We start from the raw sequence: 16,976 nt of genomic DNA, 5'->3' as shown, positions 1-16,976 counted from the left end.
CAGGTACCTCAATAGATCGTCAAAGCGGGGATGAAAGTGAACAGCATCAACACGGTAAAGGCGACAAGGTAAAAGGGCCAAAGCTCGCGCACCACCGCGCCGATGGGTTGGCGCGCGATCGAGGACGAGATGAAAAGCGTCGTCCCGATGGGGGGCGTGAACAGCCCGATCGACAGGTTCACCGCAACGATGATGCCCAGCTGCACCGGATCGATGCCGATGGCCTGACCGATGCCCACGAGCGTCGGACCCAAAAGCAGGATCGCGGCGGGCAGGTCGAGAAACATCCCCACCACCAGCAACAGTGCGTTCATGACCAGCAGGATCAGCGCGGGCGAGCCCAGCGTATTCAGCGCCCATTGCGCGATGGTGTCGGGGATGCGTTCGCTGGTCAGCACATAGCCCACAAGGTTCGACCCCATGATCACCATCATCACCACGCCCGTGGCGATCCCGGTTTCCTTCAGCGCCGCCATCAGCCGATGGATCGTCATGTCGCGGTAAAGCACACTGCTGATCACCAGCGCATAGGCGACGGCGACGACGCTGACCTCGGTCGGCGTGGCGATGCCCGCACGCAAAAGGATCAGGATGAAGACCGGCATCAACAGCGCCGGCAGCGCCGCCCAGAAATTGTCCCGGATCAGCCCCGCCTGTTCGCGCGAGATGACCGGAAAGCCGCGCCGCTTGGCCGAGACATAGCAGACCACCATCAGCCCCAGCGCCAGCATCAGCCCCGGCAGAATCCCCGCGATGAACAGCGACGCGATCGAGGTATTCGAGACGGTCGCATAGATGATCAGCGGGATCGAGGGCGGGATCAGCCCCGCGATCACCGAGGACGAGGCGGTGACGGCGGCGGCAAAGGCCGGCGGATAGCCCTCGCGCTTTTGCCAGGGGATCAGCATCGAGCCCAGAGCCGAGGCCTCGGCCACCGCCGAACCCGACACGCCCCCGAAAACGGTCGAGCCCACGACCGACACCTGCCCCAGCCCGCCGGGATAGCGCCCGACCAATGCTGCGGCAAAGCCGACCAGCTTTCGGCCCAGAGATCCCGACATCATCAGGCTGCCCGCCAGGATGAAGAAGGGGATCGCCAGCAAGGGATAGCTTTGCGTCGGCGTGAACAGCTTGACGATCACCAGCGGCGCTTGCGCCATGTTTTCCGACAGCACCGCCACGCTGCCCGCGATGATCAGCGCATAGGCCACCGGGACCGATGCGAACATCAGGATGAAGAAGGTCACGGTCATCAGGATGGACATCAGATTTCCTCCGCCACATCGCGCGGGATCGCAGGTTTCTCGGCGCGGTAAATCAACGGCAGCGTCGTCAGCGCGGTCAGCGACAGCCCGACGAAGCCCGCGATCAGTGCGGCATAGGGGATATTCGCGGTCAGCCCGGTCACGGGATAGACCTCGCCGCCGGCGATTTTCATCACCTTCAGCCCGTGCCAGGTCAGAAAGGCGAATGTCGCCGCCGCCAGCAGCGCGCCGACAGCCATCAGCAGCCGCGCCACCGGCGAGGGCAGCGCATCGGCCAGGATCTGGACGGCGATATGGCGGCCATATTGCGCCGCCAGCACCGCGCCCGCCATGGTCAGCCATGGAAACAGCAGTGCCGGCGCCTCGTTGGGCCAGCCCAACCCCGCATTGGTGGCATAGCGGACGACCACCTCTGCCATCAGCGACAGAAACAGCCCGCCCAGCGTGGCAAGGATGACCGCCGTCGCCGCATTCGACAAAATGGCATCGATCAGCCGGGCAAGACGAAAGTCGCCTTGGGGTTCAGGGGTTGCGCTGACCATGGATCATTTCCCGGCGGCAGTGGTGATGGCCTCGACCATCTCGGGATATTTGCCGCGCCAGGCCTCGACGATGCCCGCCGTGGCCTCGATGAAGGGGGCCTTGTCGACCTCGTTGAACTGGACGCCGGCGGCCTCAAGCTTGGGGCGCAATTCGGCATCGGCCTTTTGCGACAATTCGCGATTATAGGCGCCGGCCTCTTTCGCGGCCTCCAAAAGGGCGGCCTGATCCTCGGGCGAGAGCCCGTCCCAGACGGCCTTGGATGCCAGAACCGGGGTGCTTTCATACTTATGCCCGGTCAGGCTGATATATTTCTGCACCTCGTACAGCTTCGAGCTGTCGATATTCATCAGCGGGTTTTCCTGCCCGTCGACCACGCCCTGTTGCAGCGCGACGTAAAGTTCGGAAAAGGCCATCGGCGTCGGATTGGCGCCCAGCGCGGTGAAAATCTCCAGCGTCATCGGGTCGGGCGGGGTGCGGATCTTGAGACCGGCCAGATCGGCAGGCGCGGCGATGGGGCGGGTGTTGTTCGAGATCTGGCGAATGCCGTTATCCCAGAAGGCCAGCACCTTCAGCCCCTGTTTCTGCGCCGCCTCGTCCAGTTTCGCGCCGACCTCGCCATCCAGCACCGTCCAGGCCTGGGTCAGGTCATCGAACAGGAAAGGCAGCCCGATCAGCGCGAATTCCTCGACCGCGCCCGAGGTCGAGCCCTGCGAATTCGCCGCCAGCGCCAGCGTGCCAAGCCGCATCTGGGTGATCGCCTCGACATCGTCGCCATATTGGGCCGAACCGCCCACATCGACGGTGATGCGGCCTTCGGTCTTTTCCGCGACCAGTTCGGCGAAACGCTTGGATGCCAGGTCCTTGGGGTTTCCGGGGGCGGCGTTATGCGCCATTTTCAGCACCTCGGCCGAGGCGCTGCCGGCCAGCAGGGCCAATGCGGTCAGGGCACCCGTGAACAGGTGTTTCATGTCTTTCCTCCTCTGCGATCGGACCGCTCGCCTCCTCTGGGGCGATCCTTGGGGCATAGCTTTGCACCGCGAGGCTTGAAAAAACAGAAACATCGCTTAACAGTCAATGAAGTTGAGCTAATGTTTCAGGTGCGGCCCGATGCTGAACGATATCAACCTGAACTCGATGGCCTATTTCGAGGCCGTGGCGCGGCTGGGTCAGGTGGCCAAGGCGGCGGCGGAACTGGGCGTCTCGCCGTCGGCGGTCAGCCAGCAGGTCCGCGCCATCGAACAGCAATTCGGGGTGAAACTGTTCCGCCGCGAGGGCCGCCGCCTGATCCTGACGATGGAGGGCGAACGGCTGTACCGCGCCGCCACCCAGGCCTTCCACACCCTGCGCGATGCCCGCGCCACGATCCTGCGCCAGCGCGAGCAGCGCCAGCTGATCCTGCGGGTCAGCCCCAGCTTCGGCTCGATCTGGCTGGCGCCACGGCTGACGGATTTCCTTGGCCGGCATGACGGCTGGGACATGCGCATCGACGCCACGCCCGACCTGTCGGATTTCCAGACCGAGGCGGTGGATTTCGACCTGCGCTATGGCACCGGTGATTGGGCCGGGCTCTATGTCGAGGCGATCATCGATGATCACGTCCTGCCGCTCTGCAGCCCCGGTTATCGCGACTGGCTGCGCGGGCTGACGCCCGATCCGCTGCAACAGGTGTCGCATGCGCGGCTGATCGACAATGTGAAGGGCGTGGTTCGTTGGGATCAATGGATCGCCGAACGCGATATCAGCCGGCCCGCCGATGCCACGCGGACCTTGCTGGACCGGTCGCAGATGTCGCTGCAACTGGCGCGCGACGGGCTGGGGCTGACGATGGATTCGATCACGCTGGCCTATGACGACCTGATGACGGGGCGGCTGGTGCCGCTGGACCCAAACCTTGGGGCGGTGCGCTTTCCGGCCTATTGGCTGGTCTGTCCGCCGCGCCACACCAATCGCCGGGTGGTGCGGCTGTTCTTTGACTGGATCAAGGCCGAGGCGGCGGTTTTCGAGGAAAAGACCGCCGCCCTGATGAAGGATCTGGGCCTGACCATCCAGGCCCGTCCCAAGCTTAGTGAATAAGCGAACCGCCGTTCACATCGACCTCGGAGCCGGTGACATAGGCCGACAGATCGGATGCCAGAAACAGCGCGCATCCGGCCACGTCGCCCGGCGTGCCCGCGCGACCCATGGGAATGCCGGCCAGGATCTGTTCCTTCATCGCGGGCGTCAGCTTTCCGGCGGTGATATCGGTGCCGATAAAGCCCGGACAGATCGCGTTGACGCGGATGCCGTCGGGCGCCAGTTCCCGCGCCATCGCCTTGGTCAGGCCCAGAATGCCCGCCTTGGCCGCCGAATAATGCGGCCCGCCAAAAATGCCGCCGCCACGCTGTGCCGACACGGACGAGATATTGACGATGCTGCCCGCGCCCTGCGCCCGCATCTGCGGGATCGCCGCCTGACTGGCGTAAAGCGTGCCGCGCAGGTTCACGTCCAGCACGGCGTCATAATTCGCCGCCGCGATCTCCATCAGTTTCAGGGGCTGGGTGATGCCCGCATTATTGACCAGAATGTCGATCCGGCCCCACCGCGCGATCAGATCGCCGATGGCGGCATCGCAAGCCGCCTTGTCGGTGACGTCGCAGGCAAGGCCCACATGATCCGGCCCTAGTTCGGCGGCCACCGCCTGCGCCTCGGCCGCATTCAGATCCAGAATGGCGACCGTCGCGCCATGTTCGGCAAAGATCTGCGCCATGGCCCGGCCCAGACCGCGCGGCCCGGCGGCGCCGGTGATGGCGGCAAAGCGCCCGTTCAGAAGTCCCATCGTTTCCTCCCTCGCTGGCGTCAGAGCCAGCCCTTGATCTGTTGCGCCACGCCGTCCACGGAAATGCCGTACATGTCATGCAGCGTCGGCAAGGCTCCGGCCTCAAGGAACTGATCGGGCAGGCCGATCATGCGGAAGGCCGGATGCACGCCCTCGCGCATCAGGATGCCCGCCACGGCCTCGCCCAACCCGCCGATGACGGTGTGGTTTTCCGCCGTCACGACCAGCCGGCCCCCCTTGCGCGCCTGCGCCAGGATCGCCTCGCGGTCCAGGGGCTTGACGGTCGGGCAATGCAGCACCGCCACATCGACGCCGTCGCGCGCCAGCTTTTCGGCGGCATCCAGCGCCCGCATGGTCATCAGCCCGGTCGAGACGACCAGCACGTCGCGCCCGTCGCGCAACAGCGCCGCCTTGCCAATCTGGAACTGGTAGTCGGGCTTGTAGCGGGTGATGACGCTTGGCACCTTGCCGCGCAGCAGGCGCGAATAGACCGGGCCGGGGTGATCCGCGATCACCGGCACCATCTGTTCGATATCGACCGCGTCGCAGGGGTCAATGATGGTCAGGTTGGGCAGGCCGCGAAAGATCGCCAGATCCTCGAAGGCCTGATGGCTGGGGCCATAGCCGGTGGTCAGGCCCGGCAGGGCGCAGACGATCTTGACCGGCAGGTTTTCCTCGGCGATCGCCATGCAGATGAAGTCATAGGCCCGGCGCGAGGCAAAGACGGCATAGGTCGTGGCAAAGGGAATGAAGCCCTCGCGCGCCATGCCGGCGGCGGCGGAAATCATCACCTGTTCGGCCATGCCCATCTGGAAGAACCGATCCGGGAAGGCCTTCGCAAACACATGCAGGTCGGTATATTTCGACAGATCGGCGGTCAGGCCGACGATCTCGGGCCGATCCTTGGCCAGCCGGGTCAGCGCATGGCCAAAGGGCGCATCGACCGTGTCATAGCCTTCGGCCGCCAGCGAGGCGATCATCGCCGAGGTGGCGACGCGTTCCGATTTCGGGATGACCCGGCGGGCCTGATATTTGCGGGCGATGGAATCGGCGGTCATTGCGGTTTTCCCTGTTCCAGAACGTCCAGCGCGCGCGCCCATTCATCGGGCTCGACACGGACGAAATGGGTGATTTCGCGGTTTTCCAGAAAGGGCACGCCCTTGCACATGCGGGTGTCGCAGATGATCACGCGCGGCTTGGCATCGGGCAGCGCGCGGGCGGCGTCAAAGGCCGCGACCAGCGCCGGAATGTCATTGCCGTCGACGCGCTGCGCATGCCAGCCGAATGCCTGCCATTTTTCCGTCAGCGGCTCCGAGCACAGCATCTTGGTCGATGGCCCGTCGGCTTGCTGATCGTTGAAATCGACGATGCAGATCAGATTGCCCAGATCGTGATGCGCGGCACTCATCGCCGCCTCCCAGGTCGAGCCCTCGCCCAATTCGCCATCCGACATCAGGTTGTAGACAAAGGATTTCGACCCCTTCTGCCGCAGCCCCAAGGCCATGCCGACGCCGATCCCCAGCCCATGGCCAAGGCTGCCGCCGGTGATCTCCATCCCCGGCGTATAGGCGGCCATGCCCGACATGGGCATGCGGCTGTCATCCATGCCATAAGTTTCCAGTTCCTCCTCGGGCAGGATCCCGGCCTCCATCAGCGCGGCATAAAGCGCGATGGCGTAATGGCCGATCGACAGCAGGAACCGGTCGCGGCCTTCCCATTCGGGATCATGGGGGCGGTGGTTCAGCGCGTGGAAATAGGACACGGCCAGCACATCGGCCACGCCAAGCGCCTGGCCGATATAGCCTTGCCCCTGAACCTCGCCCATCAACAGCGCCTTGCGCCGGATGTTCCATGCGCGCCGGTCCAGCGAAACATTGGACAGCGGCGCAGTTGCGGCATCGGACATCTTCCCCATCTCCTCCTGCGTCGGTTGCGAAGGTGAAGATGCCGATGCGCCGGCGATCAATAAATCATCTTTACTTTAGAGTTTATGAAGCAGGGCTTCACTATTGGCGCTGATCTTAGAGGCATATTGCCTGTGACGCGGGTGCTATCCGCGTCAGCGTCTTCGAAAGAAGGGGAGGCCCATAAAGTAGTGATCGTGGCCATCGCCAGACGCTTCATGACGATCACAAACGCGATCCTCAAATCAAGGCAGAACTGATGCGGTGAGAGATACAGTTGCTCGCCAGAGGCAAGGCTCAGAACTGCTGCTTTGCTCCCGAGGAGGCGTCGCGAGTCACGCTTTCCTTGATCAGCCAGGAGGTAACTCGTGCGAGCTTTGCGTTTCGCGCCGTGCTCATCGGGGTCGTGACGTAATAGCCGCGATGAGATTTCGCGGCGTGCTCGGATATGCGCAAGAGAGAGCCGGTCTCGAGATATTGGTCGAGAAGCCCCGACCAGCATAGCGCGATGCCATGCCCCGCAAGCGCCGCGCTGACCAATGTGCTGTAGCTGTCGAATTCAAGCGTATTGAGCTTTCCGGCCGGGGCTTGCTTGAGAGCGGCGAGCCATGTCGACCAGCGATACCAGCGACTGAGCGGGTCCGAGAGATCGAGGAGCGGGCCCTCCAGAATGGTCGCAATCTCGAGCGGCGCGGTTCGCGACGCAAGGAAAAGCGGGCTGCATACGGCAAAGACCGTCTCGCTCAGAATGATGTGCGATTGCCGTCCCGGCCAGTTTCCGTCCCCAAACCGAATATCGATATCGGACAGGATCTCGCCGCTGCCTTGATCGCCGGTCATCAGGCTGAATTCGAAATCCGGAAATGCGCTGCGCAGGGCGGTCAGGCGGGGCACCAGCCAGAAGGACAGAAAGCCGGGCGCGGCCGAGATTGAGATTCGCCCCGAATCACTTTGCCGCCGCAGCTCAAGAATGGTCGCTTCGATCTGCGAAAGGCTCAGACGCAGCGTCTCCATCAGCTGGCGTCCCTCGGGCGTCAATCTCGTGGGTTTCGTCGCCCGATCGAACAGTTTCAGACGCAGATCCGCCTCTAATGCTGCGATGCGGCGACTGATTGCAGGCTGGGTCACATTCAGCTCGCGCGCCGCGCGTGTGAAGGATCCATGACGCGCTGCAGCATCGAAAGCGAGCAGGTCGGCGAAGGGCGGCAAAGCGGCCATAATCATAACCTCAGCGAATGATAGCATGCTTTTAATCGGGCTTAACGAAAACCCCTTTCATCAGCAATCATTAAGCCAAGAGCCGAGAAAGGGAGATGGATCGAAGTGCCTGCTCATGCCAAAGTCTTATCTTTTCAAGACACAGATCATCATCGGCTGACGCCTCTGTTGGCGCCGCGGTCCATAGCCCTGGTCGGCGCCTCGCGCAAACGCAATACCGTCGGCAATGACATGATGCGCAACATCATAACCAGCGGCTATGCGGGCTCGGTCTATCCGGTGAACCCCGGCTATGCGACGCTTTACGGCTTTCCCTGCTATGCCGGGTTCAAGCAACTGCCAGAGGCGGTGGATCTTGCAATCCTCTCGGTTCCGAACCGTGTGCTGGAAGCGGTGGTGGACGAGGCAATCGCGGCAGGCACGCGCGCTTTGGTTATCTTTGCCAGCGCCGAGCTTGAGGGAGAGAGCGAAAGCGACTTCCCCCTGCGCGAGCGGATCGCACGCAAGGCCCGCGATGCCGGGGTGCCGTTATGTGGTGCGAATGGCATGGGTTTTTTCAACCTTGCCCATCCGGTTCGGGCCTTTTCGGCCTTTCACGCCGAGCCGCTGACGGCGGGCGGGCTGACCTGTATCGCGCAATCGGGGTCGTTGTTGCAGGCGCTTTTGTTCAATGACGAACGGCTGAAGTTCAACCTTGCCGTCTCTGCCGGGCAAGAGCTGGTGACGACCGCCGCGGACTTTATGGACTATGCGCTGGATCAGCCTGAAACCAAATGCGTCGCTTTGGTGCTTGAGGCGATCCGCGACCCGCAAGGCTTTGTTACCGCACTGGAAAAGACCAATCGCCGCAATATTCCCGTCATCGTTCTCAAGCTTGGCCGTACCGAGGCGGGCGCGCAGTTCGCGCTAAGCCATACGGGCGCGATCGCCGGAAACGCCGAGGTTTATGAGGCGCTTTTCAGGCGCTATGGGGTCATCAGCGTGCGCGATCTGAATGAGCTGGCGCAGACCGCCATTCTGCTCAGCACGATCCGCAAACCGCTTCGCCCCGGGGGATTGGCCGCCATTCTCGATTCCGGCGGTGAGCGTGAGCTGATCGTTGATGTCGCCTCGGATATGAATGTGCCCTTTGCACAGATCGGCCCGGCCACGACGCAGGTTCTGGTCGACAATCTCGACCTTGGCCTTAGCCCGGTCAATCCGGTCGACGCTTGGGGAACGGGCAAGGATTTCGAGGCGATCTTTGAGAAATGCCTGACGGCGCTGATGGCGGACCCGGATACGGGGATCGGGATGTTCGTGGCCGATCTGGCAGAAGAGCTGGATTTGCATGCCGCCTATATCGACATCTGCCAATCCGTTGCCAGAACCAGCGACAAGCCTTTGGTCATAATGACGAATTACAGCGCGTGGAGCCACCGCAAGCACGCGCTTCGCCTGTCGCGCGAGGGGGTTGCGGTGCTGGACGGCACCACGACCGCTTTGCGCGCACTGCGCCATGCGATGGATTACCGCGACTTTGCCGCCCGCGCCCCGGTCACCGAGGATGACCACCGGGAAAACCCACGCGCCGGCCATTGGCGCGCGCTTCTTGCCAGCCGGAGCGCCGCGCTGAGCGAAGACGAAGGATATGCCCTGCTTTCCGATTATGGCATTCCCGTCCCGGCCCACCGCATCGTCAACACACGTGCCGAGGCGATTGCGGCTGCCGCCGAGATTGGCTTTCCCTTGGTCGCCAAGACGGCGATGCCGGGTATCTTGCACAAAAGCGATGTCGGCGGCGTTGTGCTTGGGATTGCGGATGGCGAGGCCGCAGGCCGCGCCTATGACGATCTGGCACGCCGCCTTGGTCCGCGGGTTCTGCTTTCGGCAATGGCGCGCGGTCAGGCGGAAATGGCCTTTGGTCTTGTCCGGGATGCGCAATTCGGCAGCTTTGTGATGATCGCCTTTGGTGGCGCCTGGATCGAGATCCTCAAGGATAGCCAGCTTGCAATGGCGCCGGTTGACCGCGAGGTTGCGGCGCGCCGCATCGCCAGTCTCAAGATGGGCGATGTGCTCAAGGGTGTGCGCGGCGCGCCGCCCTGCGACATCACCGCGCTGATCGACGCCTATGTCAATCTGGGCGCGCTTGCCCGCGATCTGGGCGAGGTCATCGCCGAACTCGATATCAATCCGGTTCTGGTCAGCGAAAATGGCGTGATCGCCGTGGACAGCCTCATCCTTCCCGCTCAGTCCCAAGAGGTCAAATATGTCCACTGATCATGTCCTGTACGTCGTCAACGGCTCTATCGCGGAGATCACGCTGAACCGGCCGGACAAGCTGAACTCGATCACGGCAGAGATGGTCGGCGCGCTTCATCTGGCGCTGGATCAGGCCGAGGGCGATCCCGGGGTCCGCGCCATCGTGCTGCGCGCCGAAGGCAAATCCTTTTCGGCCGGGTTCGATCTGGGCGAGATGAACCCCAATCCCACGCGGCCCGCCATGCGCGCGGTATTGCAGGCCGATTACGACATCATCATGCGCTTTTGGCAGTCCCCGAAACCCACGATTTCGGCAATTCAGGGCTATGCGCTTGGCGGCGGTTTCGAGCTGGCCATGGCCTGCGATGTCAGCGTCGCGGCCGATGATGCGCGGTTTGGGGAACCAGAGCCCAAGTTTGGTTCGGGCATTGTCGCGCTGCTCTTGCCGTGGCTGACGGGGCCGAAACAGGCCAAGGAAATGCTGCTCTGTGGCAATGACCGGATCGACGCGCAGCGCGCGCTTTCATGGGGGCTGGTCAATGCGGTCGTCCCGCGCGCCAAGCTTGATGACGAAGTCAGGGCCATGGCCCGCAATGTCACGCTTTTGGATGCAAGCGCGGTGCGCCTGACCAAACAGGCGATCAATCGCAGCTATTACGCCATGGGGATGGAAGGCGCGCTCAGGCAGGCGCTGGAACTCGATCTGGAAATCGAGATGTCCCGGGACGAGGAATCCGTAACCTTCCGCCGCATCCTTGCCGAAGAGGGCGTCAAGCCCGCCATCGCCTGGCGTGAGGCCCGCTTTACGTCCCCAAAACCCCAAAGGAGCCAATCATGACCATTTCCGCTCTGGTCGTTCGCAAGGACGAAAACACCATCTCTCAAGCCATTGAGACGATTGATGAAAGCCAGCTTCCCGAAGGCGATGTCACCGTTGATATCGACTATTCCACCATTAATTACAAAGACGGGCTGTGCCTGACCGGCCAGGGCGGCCTCGTGCGCAGCTATCCGCATGTGCCCGGCATCGATTTCGCCGGCACCGTTGCCAGTTCCCAGCATCCGCGGTTCAAGCCGGGCGACAAGGTGATCCTGACCGGCTGGCGGGTCGGGGAATCGCGGTGGGGCGGCTATGCAACCCGCACGCGGATCAGCGGCGACTGGCTTGTGCCCCTGCCCGACAAGCTGACGACGCGTCAGGCCATGGCAATCGGCACGGCGGGTCTGACGGCCATGCTTGCCATCGACGCGCTTGAACGCCATGGGCTTGCGCCGAGCAAGGGCGAGGTCCTGGTGACGGGGGCCTCGGGCGGGGTCGGATCTGTCGCGGTGGCTCTTTTGCATGCCCTTGGCTACAAGGTCGCCGCCGTGACCGGGCGCCCCGAAAATGCGGATTATCTGCGCGATCTGGGTGCAACCAGCATCGTTGATCGCGCCGATCTGGCAGAGGTGAGCAAGCGCCCGCTGGAAACGGAAAGCTGGGCGGGCTGCATCGATGCCGTGGGCGGAGCGATGCTGGCACGGATCCTGGGGCAAATGAAATACGGCGCCTCGGTCGCGGCGGTCGGCCTTGCGGGGGGCGCGGCGCTGCCTGCGACTGTCATTCCGTTCTTGCTGCGCGGGGTGAACCTTCTGGGCATCGATTCCGTCATGCAGCCCATCCCCTCGCGCGAGGCCGCCTGGGCGCGTCTTGCCGACCTTCTTCCGCGCGATCTGCTGGAGAAAAGCGCGCGGGACGTGACCCTCGCCGAGGTCACGGCACTCGGCCCGCAGATCCTGCGCGGCGAGCTGACTGGCAGGACCGTGGTGGCCATTCGGGGATAGCCCCTCCCGCAACGCCCTGAGCGGCCAGGCAGGCCCAGGGCTGTGACATGCAAAACAACATGAAAACCTATCTGCTTGCGACGGCTGTCGCGCTATTTCTGGCCCCCATCACGATGACCGAGGCGCGGGCACAAGACAGTGCCTGTGGCGAGATCTCGATCGCGCAGATGGGCTGGACCTCGGCCGAGGTGATCACCGAGGTCGCCAAATTTCTGCTGGAACAGGGCTATGGCTGCAAGGTGACGCTGGTTGCCTCGGATACGATTGCCGCCATCACCTCGGTCACAGAAAACGGGCGCCCGGAGATTGTCACCGATCTGTGGCTCAACTCGGCCGGTGATCCCTATCGCAAGCTGGAGGAAAGCGGCCGCATGGTGCGGCTGGCCAGTGTGCTGGACCCCGGGGGTGTCGAAGGGCTGTGGATCCCGACCGCATTGGTCGAGAAAAACCCGGAACTGGCAAGCATCGATGGCGTCCTAAAGCACCCCGAGCTGGTCGGCGGTGTATTCAATACCTGCCCCGATGGTTGGGGCTGCCGGGTCGTTCTGGACAACCTTGTCCGGGCGATGGATTTCGAAGGCCACGGGCTCAAGATCTTCAGCCACGGCTCTGGCGAAACGCTTGCCTCGTCGATCGGCTCGGCGATTGAAAACGCTCAGCCATGGTTCGGATATTACTGGACGCCGACCGTGGTCATGGGGAAATACCCGATGACCCGCGTGAGTTTGGGGAAATATGACGAAGCGGCCTTTGCGGCCCTTCAAGTGCCCAATGCCGACGATCCCCGGCCATCGGAATTTCCCGTGGCGCCGGTGCTGACCTCGGTGACGGCCGAGTTCACCAAATCCCACCCGTCCGAGACCGAGTTTCTGCGGCAAATGTCGTTTCCGACCGATGCGATGAGCGAACTCCTGGCCTGGAAGGAAAAGAACGGCGCCTCGGCCGAGGAAGCCGCGGCCCATTTCCTGACCGAACAACCTGAAACGTGGTCCAGCTGGCTCAGTGACGATGCCCGGCAAAAGCTGTCGGCGCTGATCGCGAACTGAGGCCTGGCAGCGGGCAGGAATAGGCAAAGGGAGAGGGCGAATGGCAACCTATGACGGTCTGATCGACGGGCTTGGCCTGCGCGGCTGGTGCAATGGCAGCGGTGGTTCGGGCACGACCTCCATGGCGGATCTTCTGGCCCGGGCAAAGGGCGGCAGTCCTGGTGCCGCCGGGCAGGAGAAATCGGTTTGAGATATTCCGTTTCCATCGCTGAACGCCCTGGCCGACGCCTGTCCCGCGGTGCCACGCACGCGCGATCTGACCATCGGGCTTGAGCGCGGCTTTCTTGATATCCGTGATGTGCTGCGCGTCGTTGTTGACCCTTTGACGCAGCCACTAAGCTGGATGTTGCGCGAAATGCTGTGGCTCATGACCTCCACGCCGTGGTGGATCATGATCCCTGCCTTGATGCTGATCGCTTGGGTCGTGTCCCGGTCATGGTCGGTCGTCGTGATGGTCGGGGTGATCATCTGCACCTTGGCCTTCGTCGACCATTACACCGAAGCCATGCAGACATTGGCGATTATCTTTGTCTGTGCCTTTATCTGCGGGTTGTTCGGCGTCCCGATCGGTATCGCGATGGCCCGCAATGCGCGATTGCAGCGGTTCATGACGCCGGTTCTGGACATGCTTCAGACACTTCCGACATTCGTGTATCTGATCCCGCTGATCTTTCTCTTTTCGGTCACCGAGCCCAAACTTTACGGGATCGCGATCATTCTTTACGCGATTGTCCCGGTCATCCGCATGACCGATCTTGGAATACGTCTCGTGGATCGCGACGTGATTGAGGCCGCCGACGCCTTTGGCCTGACCTCGCGGCAAAAGCTGCTGAATGTTCAGATCCCGCTGGCTTTGCCCAATATCATGGCGGGCGTGAACCAGACGATCATGATGAGCCTTGCGATGGTCGTGATCGCATCGCTCGTTTCAGCGCCGGGCCTGGGTGTTCTGGTGCTGCGCGGTATTCGCAATCTTGAACTTGGAACCGGACTTGTTGCCGGGTTGGGGATCGTCTTGCTGGCGATCTTGCTGGATCGGGTCACCAAGGCCGCCCTGAACCGCATCTCATCCAGTCAATCGGGCCATTGAGGAACAGAGCCATGACCAGGAAGATCAAGGTCTCGATCCGAAACCTCTATAAAATCTTTGGCGGCGCGCCCGAACAGGCATTGGCTCAGGTCCGCGCCGGGATGGATAAAACCCAGCTTCTGAAAAAAGCGGGGCACGTTCTCGGGCTCAATGACATCAATATTGACATGCGCGAAGGTGAGATCACGGTCATCATGGGCTTGTCGGGCTCGGGCAAGTCTACGTTGATCCGCCATCTGAACCGGCTGATCGAACCCACCGCCGAAGAGGTGTTGATCGACGGCCGGAATATCGTCGCGTTCGATGGGGCCGAATTGCGAGAATTGCGCCGCAAAACGCTGTCCATGGTCTTTCAAAAGTTCGGCCTTTTGCCGCATCGCACCGTTCTGGACAATGTGGGGCTTCCCCTCAAGACACAGGGCAAGCCGCGCTCGATCTGGGAAGCCGAGGCCATGCCATGGCTCAAGCGCGTGGGTCTGGACGGTTACGCGGCCCATTACCCGCATCAACTGTCGGGCGGCATGCAGCAGCGGGTTGGCATTGCCCGGGCGTTGGCATCGAATACCAGCATCATGCTGTTGGATGAGGCGTTTTCGGCGCTGGATCCGCTCATTCGGACGGATATGCAGAATCTGCTGATCGAGCTTCAGAATGAACTGCATAAGACGATCGTGTTCATCACGCATGACCTTGATGAGGCGCTCAAGCTCGCCGATCATCTCGTCATCCTGAAGGATGGGGTGATCATGCAGCAAGGCGAACCACAGGAGATCCTCTTGTCGCCCAGCGATCCCTACATTGAAAACTTCGTCTCCGACGTCAATCTTGCCCGCGTGATCAAAGCTGGCTCGGTGATGGCACACGAGGTCTTGCCGGATCTTACGGGCGAAGTGATCCCGCACGACGCCACATTGGAGCAGGTGATCGCATCGTCGCAAGGTGATCTGGAAAAGCGCTTTCTGGTCGCTGACCAGGGCCAGATTGTCGGCCACCTTGATATGCCGACAGTCATCAGATCTCTGGTATCGAGGCATAAATCGTTGAAAGCGTAAGTATGTTCATTCGTGCATTGGTGCCGGCGCCGGTCGATATCGGTTTGGGTCGTGGCGTCGGCCCGCTCCATCCGTTCACGGACGTCGCGGATCACTTCGCTATTCTGGCTCGATCCGTTGAGGCGAGCTTGTTCCGCTAGCCATTCCTTAACTTCGGCAGGGAAGCGGATCGCTACCTGCACCTTCTCCATCAGCCTGACTCCATCATATCACATGGTGATATATCGCATATGGCGATGATTGTCGTCTATGGAAAATTATCGCACATGGCGATGATGGAGGTGAGAGATGACAGACGCTCCGAGCCGGAAGCAGGACCAGTTCATCGTGCGCCTTCCTGACGGAATGCGAGATCGGATCAAATATGCGGCGGAAGCCAACGGTCGAAGCATGAACGCAGAGATTGTCGCAGCACTTTATGACTGGTTCCCGGACCCAACAGCTGAGGAGTACTTGGCGTGGCTGCACCGCGAGCTAATTTTCCAGAAAGAGTTACTTAACAACCCTAAAGCAAAGGAAGAATTGCGGAAGGCTGTCGAAAATAGGATTGCGGAGATCAGACAGGACATAATCGATGTAATCGACGGAAAATCTAGTCCAGCGACGTTTCAAGAACGCATCGCTGCGATGTCAGACCACCATGCGGTCAAGCGTTAAAATCTATGAGCTATAATCTATCTGGAGACGGACTATATAACTCTCTTGTGGAGCCAATATACTATATTGTCTCGACAGGTCCTGAGACGAATTGGACTGCACTTGGAACCATCGCAAATTTAGCGCTGGCAGGCTTAACGCTAATTACTACAATTTGCGTACTTTGGGCGGGCATGTCTGCTCACCGCTCAGCGAAGGCCGCAACTGAAAGCCTCGCGCTTTCCCAAGATTCTGCTAAGAGGCAGCTTCGAGCCTACCTTGTTGCAGACAGCGGGAGCGTGACTGGACGCGAAATTAAGGGTCGGTCAGATTGTGTCTATGTGAAAGTGGTCATGGCAAACACCGGACAAACGCCTGCATCCAACATTAAATGTTTGATACTAGGCACCGAAACTCCAAATAGAGACATAGGGGCAGGACGTCTAATAGAGTTTGAGTTTGCTCAAGTGCGAGAATTATCATCAATTCCAACACCTATATCCGTCGACTTTAGTTACACGGATTGCTTCGGACAACCTCATAGCGCATCGATATCGTTTATTGTCAACCCCGACGCCCAAAAAGGCACCAGCCTCATGATCTATAATAATGGACGAGACCTGAGAGAGGTCGCGGGTGAGATGTTGGGAAAAACCTCATTGCCTCTTGACCAAATCAAGTCGTCACCAGAAGCCCTCTCCCAATAAATGGAGCCGGGCGCGCAGATCCCCTGCGCCATAGCGCCCCGGCAACGTGTAGAAGCCCGTCACCTCGGACGCCGTGCCGTCATCGGCCAGCGCCTCAACCGTGATCGGGTTCGCGGTCAGGCCAGCCGCATAGAGTGGGCCAATGGGCAGGGAGATGCGTTGCGTCCAGCGGTCCAGCGTCACCTCGATCTGTTGCGACAGCAGGGCCAAGGAGCAATGCGCCTCGGCCTCAAGCGCCGCTGCCATCGCCATCTGCGAAACGCCCATGTCGTCATCGTCAAGGCTGATGCGGCAAGGTTCTGCCAGCAGGCCCAGAGATACGCCTTGCACTCGCGACGGGTCGAGCACCGCGCCCATTCCGTCGCCTCGTGCATCAGGTCGATATTGTAGGACTTGGGCCAGCCGGGGCGGATCTTGACGAGGATCGTTTCGAGGAACAGCGCCCGATCTTCGGGGTCGCAGTCCAGCACTGCCTCGGCAACTTTGCTTGCATTGGCCTGGCGCTTTGCGTTACTCTCGGCCCAGCTCCAGAAGCTTTGTAACCGTCCGGTCTGGCCGCTATCCGTTCCAACGCCAGGGCAGCAGGTCGTCGACCTTGGTTATCTTGTAGTCGGGGATACGAGCGAGGGTGTCGG

The 16,976-nt window shown here is 61.5% G+C and carries 15 protein-coding genes and 2 pseudogenes; 8 read left to right on the top strand and 9 right to left on the bottom strand.

The window, feature by feature from the left end; translation table 11 throughout:
• Positions 1-8: 8 nt before the first annotated feature.
• From ACFOMH_RS10720 to ACFOMH_RS10710, 3 genes are read right to left on the bottom strand one after another with little or no spacing between them, the layout of a single operon-like run.
• Positions 9-1,265: a TRAP transporter large permease gene (locus ACFOMH_RS10720; RefSeq protein ID WP_377744419.1), complete on the bottom strand. Its 1,257-nt coding sequence runs from the start codon at positions 1,263-1,265 to the stop codon at positions 9-11.
• On the bottom strand, positions 1,265-1,807 hold the full coding sequence (locus tag ACFOMH_RS10715; RefSeq protein ID WP_377744418.1) for a TRAP transporter small permease: 543 nt from the start codon (positions 1,805-1,807) through the stop codon (positions 1,265-1,267). The genes ACFOMH_RS10720 and ACFOMH_RS10715 overlap by 1 nt, the downstream gene beginning before the upstream one ends.
• 3 nt (positions 1,808-1,810) lie before the next feature.
• On the bottom strand, positions 1,811-2,776 hold the full coding sequence (locus tag ACFOMH_RS10710) for a TRAP transporter substrate-binding protein (protein WP_374425540.1): 966 nt from the start codon (positions 2,774-2,776) through the stop codon (positions 1,811-1,813).
• A gap of 139 nt (positions 2,777-2,915) precedes the next feature.
• On the opposite strand from ACFOMH_RS10710, the gene ACFOMH_RS10705 reads away from it, so the two are divergent.
• Positions 2,916-3,881, top strand: a complete 966-nt coding sequence (locus tag ACFOMH_RS10705; RefSeq protein ID WP_377744416.1) for a LysR substrate-binding domain-containing protein — start codon at positions 2,916-2,918, stop codon at positions 3,879-3,881.
• On the opposite strand, the gene ACFOMH_RS10700 is transcribed toward ACFOMH_RS10705, so the two are convergent.
• The 4 genes from ACFOMH_RS10700 to ACFOMH_RS10685 form a co-directional block, all read right to left on the bottom strand.
• Positions 3,871-4,623: an SDR family NAD(P)-dependent oxidoreductase gene (locus tag ACFOMH_RS10700; RefSeq protein ID WP_374425538.1), complete on the bottom strand. Its 753-nt coding sequence runs from the start codon at positions 4,621-4,623 to the stop codon at positions 3,871-3,873. The two genes, ACFOMH_RS10705 and ACFOMH_RS10700, sit on opposite strands and share 11 nt — an antisense overlap.
• 20 nt (positions 4,624-4,643) lie before the next feature.
• A complete protein-coding gene (locus tag ACFOMH_RS10695) occupies positions 4,644-5,681 on the bottom strand; it encodes a transketolase family protein (protein ID WP_377744414.1) in 1,038 nt (345 codons plus the stop codon).
• Positions 5,678-6,529, bottom strand: a complete 852-nt coding sequence (locus ACFOMH_RS10690; protein ID WP_377744412.1) for a transketolase — start codon at positions 6,527-6,529, stop codon at positions 5,678-5,680. The genes ACFOMH_RS10695 and ACFOMH_RS10690 overlap by 4 nt, the downstream gene beginning before the upstream one ends.
• A 295-nt stretch (positions 6,530-6,824) precedes the next feature.
• Positions 6,825-7,751: a LysR substrate-binding domain-containing protein gene (locus ACFOMH_RS10685; RefSeq protein WP_377744410.1), complete on the bottom strand. Its 927-nt coding sequence runs from the start codon at positions 7,749-7,751 to the stop codon at positions 6,825-6,827.
• Positions 7,752-7,913: 162 nt separating this feature from the next.
• On the opposite strand from ACFOMH_RS10685, the gene ACFOMH_RS10680 reads away from it, so the two are divergent.
• The 6 genes and pseudogenes from ACFOMH_RS10680 to ACFOMH_RS10655 all read left to right on the top strand — a co-directional run bounded on the left by ACFOMH_RS10680 (position 7,914) and on the right by ACFOMH_RS10655 (position 14,998).
• A complete protein-coding gene (locus ACFOMH_RS10680; protein ID WP_377744408.1) occupies positions 7,914-10,004 on the top strand; it encodes an acetate--CoA ligase family protein in 2,091 nt (696 codons plus the stop codon).
• Entirely contained in the window at positions 9,994-10,824 is an 831-nt protein-coding gene (locus ACFOMH_RS10675) for an enoyl-CoA hydratase/isomerase family protein (RefSeq protein ID WP_377744406.1), read from the top strand. The genes ACFOMH_RS10680 and ACFOMH_RS10675 overlap by 11 nt, the downstream gene beginning before the upstream one ends.
• The gene (acuI, locus tag ACFOMH_RS10670) at positions 10,821-11,810 is read left to right on the top strand and encodes an acrylyl-CoA reductase (NADPH) (RefSeq protein ID WP_377744405.1); all 990 of its coding nucleotides are present in this window, start codon (positions 10,821-10,823) and stop codon (positions 11,808-11,810) included. The genes ACFOMH_RS10675 and acuI overlap by 4 nt, the downstream gene beginning before the upstream one ends.
• Before the next feature lie 59 nt (positions 11,811-11,869).
• A complete protein-coding gene (locus ACFOMH_RS10665; protein WP_377744404.1) occupies positions 11,870-12,856 on the top strand; it encodes a glycine betaine ABC transporter substrate-binding protein in 987 nt (328 codons plus the stop codon).
• Between the two features lie 40 nt (positions 12,857-12,896).
• Positions 12,897-13,946, top strand: a pseudogene (locus tag ACFOMH_RS10660) (ABC transporter permease).
• 11 nt (positions 13,947-13,957) lie between these two features.
• On the top strand, positions 13,958-14,998 hold the full coding sequence (locus tag ACFOMH_RS10655; protein ID WP_377744403.1) for a quaternary amine ABC transporter ATP-binding protein: 1,041 nt from the start codon (positions 13,958-13,960) through the stop codon (positions 14,996-14,998).
• Between the two features lie 80 nt (positions 14,999-15,078).
• Here ACFOMH_RS10655 and ACFOMH_RS10650 read toward each other — a convergent pair.
• Positions 15,079-15,189 (bottom strand): annotated as a pseudogene (locus ACFOMH_RS10650) (Arc family DNA-binding protein); the annotation flags it as partial.
• 97 nt (positions 15,190-15,286) lie between these two features.
• On the opposite strand from ACFOMH_RS10650, the gene ACFOMH_RS10645 reads away from it, so the two are divergent.
• Positions 15,287-15,655 carry an Arc family DNA-binding protein gene (locus ACFOMH_RS10645; RefSeq protein WP_374425528.1) on the top strand — a complete coding sequence of 123 codons (369 nt, stop codon included), beginning with the start codon at positions 15,287-15,289 and terminating at the stop codon, positions 15,653-15,655.
• 662 nt (positions 15,656-16,317) lie between these two features.
• Here ACFOMH_RS10645 and ACFOMH_RS10640 read toward each other — a convergent pair.
• Positions 16,318-16,698 carry a hypothetical protein gene (locus ACFOMH_RS10640; RefSeq protein WP_374425527.1) on the bottom strand — a complete coding sequence of 127 codons (381 nt, stop codon included), beginning with the start codon at positions 16,696-16,698 and terminating at the stop codon, positions 16,318-16,320.
• Positions 16,699-16,976: the final 278 nt, after the last annotated feature.

This window comes from Paracoccus mangrovi, assembly GCF_042648425.1.
Classification (GTDB): Bacteria; Pseudomonadota; Alphaproteobacteria; order Rhodobacterales; family Rhodobacteraceae; genus Paracoccus; species Paracoccus mangrovi.
Note: the sequence above shows the minus strand (reverse complement) of the source record. Positions and strands in the feature narration are given on the sequence as shown.

Bases quoted from the DNA above. Each gene is read 5' to 3' on its own strand.
- ACFOMH_RS10720 (WP_377744419.1), bottom strand. From the start codon at position 1,265: ATGTCCATCCTGATGACCGTGACCTTCTTCATCCTGATGTTCGCATCG.
- ACFOMH_RS10715 (WP_377744418.1), bottom strand. From the start codon at position 1,807: ATGGTCAGCGCAACCCCTGAACCCCAAGGCGACTTTCGTCTTGCCCGG.
- ACFOMH_RS10710 (WP_374425540.1), bottom strand. From the start codon at position 2,776: ATGAAACACCTGTTCACGGGTGCCCTGACCGCATTGGCCCTGCTGGCC.
- ACFOMH_RS10705 (WP_377744416.1), top strand. From the start codon at position 2,916: ATGCTGAACGATATCAACCTGAACTCGATGGCCTATTTCGAGGCCGTG.
- ACFOMH_RS10700 (WP_374425538.1), bottom strand. From the start codon at position 4,623: ATGGGACTTCTGAACGGGCGCTTTGCCGCCATCACCGGCGCCGCCGGG.
- ACFOMH_RS10695 (WP_377744414.1), bottom strand. From the start codon at position 5,681: ATGACCGCCGATTCCATCGCCCGCAAATATCAGGCCCGCCGGGTCATC.
- ACFOMH_RS10690 (WP_377744412.1), bottom strand. From the start codon at position 6,529: ATGTCCGATGCCGCAACTGCGCCGCTGTCCAATGTTTCGCTGGACCGG.
- ACFOMH_RS10685 (WP_377744410.1), bottom strand. From the start codon at position 7,751: ATGATTATGGCCGCTTTGCCGCCCTTCGCCGACCTGCTCGCTTTCGAT.
- ACFOMH_RS10675 (WP_377744406.1), top strand. From the start codon at position 9,994: ATGTCCACTGATCATGTCCTGTACGTCGTCAACGGCTCTATCGCGGAG.
- acuI (WP_377744405.1), top strand. From the start codon at position 10,821: ATGACCATTTCCGCTCTGGTCGTTCGCAAGGACGAAAACACCATCTCT.
- ACFOMH_RS10665 (WP_377744404.1), top strand. From the start codon at position 11,870: ATGAAAACCTATCTGCTTGCGACGGCTGTCGCGCTATTTCTGGCCCCC.
- ACFOMH_RS10655 (WP_377744403.1), top strand. From the start codon at position 13,958: ATGACCAGGAAGATCAAGGTCTCGATCCGAAACCTCTATAAAATCTTT.
- ACFOMH_RS10645 (WP_374425528.1), top strand. From the start codon at position 15,287: ATGACAGACGCTCCGAGCCGGAAGCAGGACCAGTTCATCGTGCGCCTT.
- ACFOMH_RS10640 (WP_374425527.1), bottom strand. From the start codon at position 16,698: ATGGGCGCGGTGCTCGACCCGTCGCGAGTGCAAGGCGTATCTCTGGGC.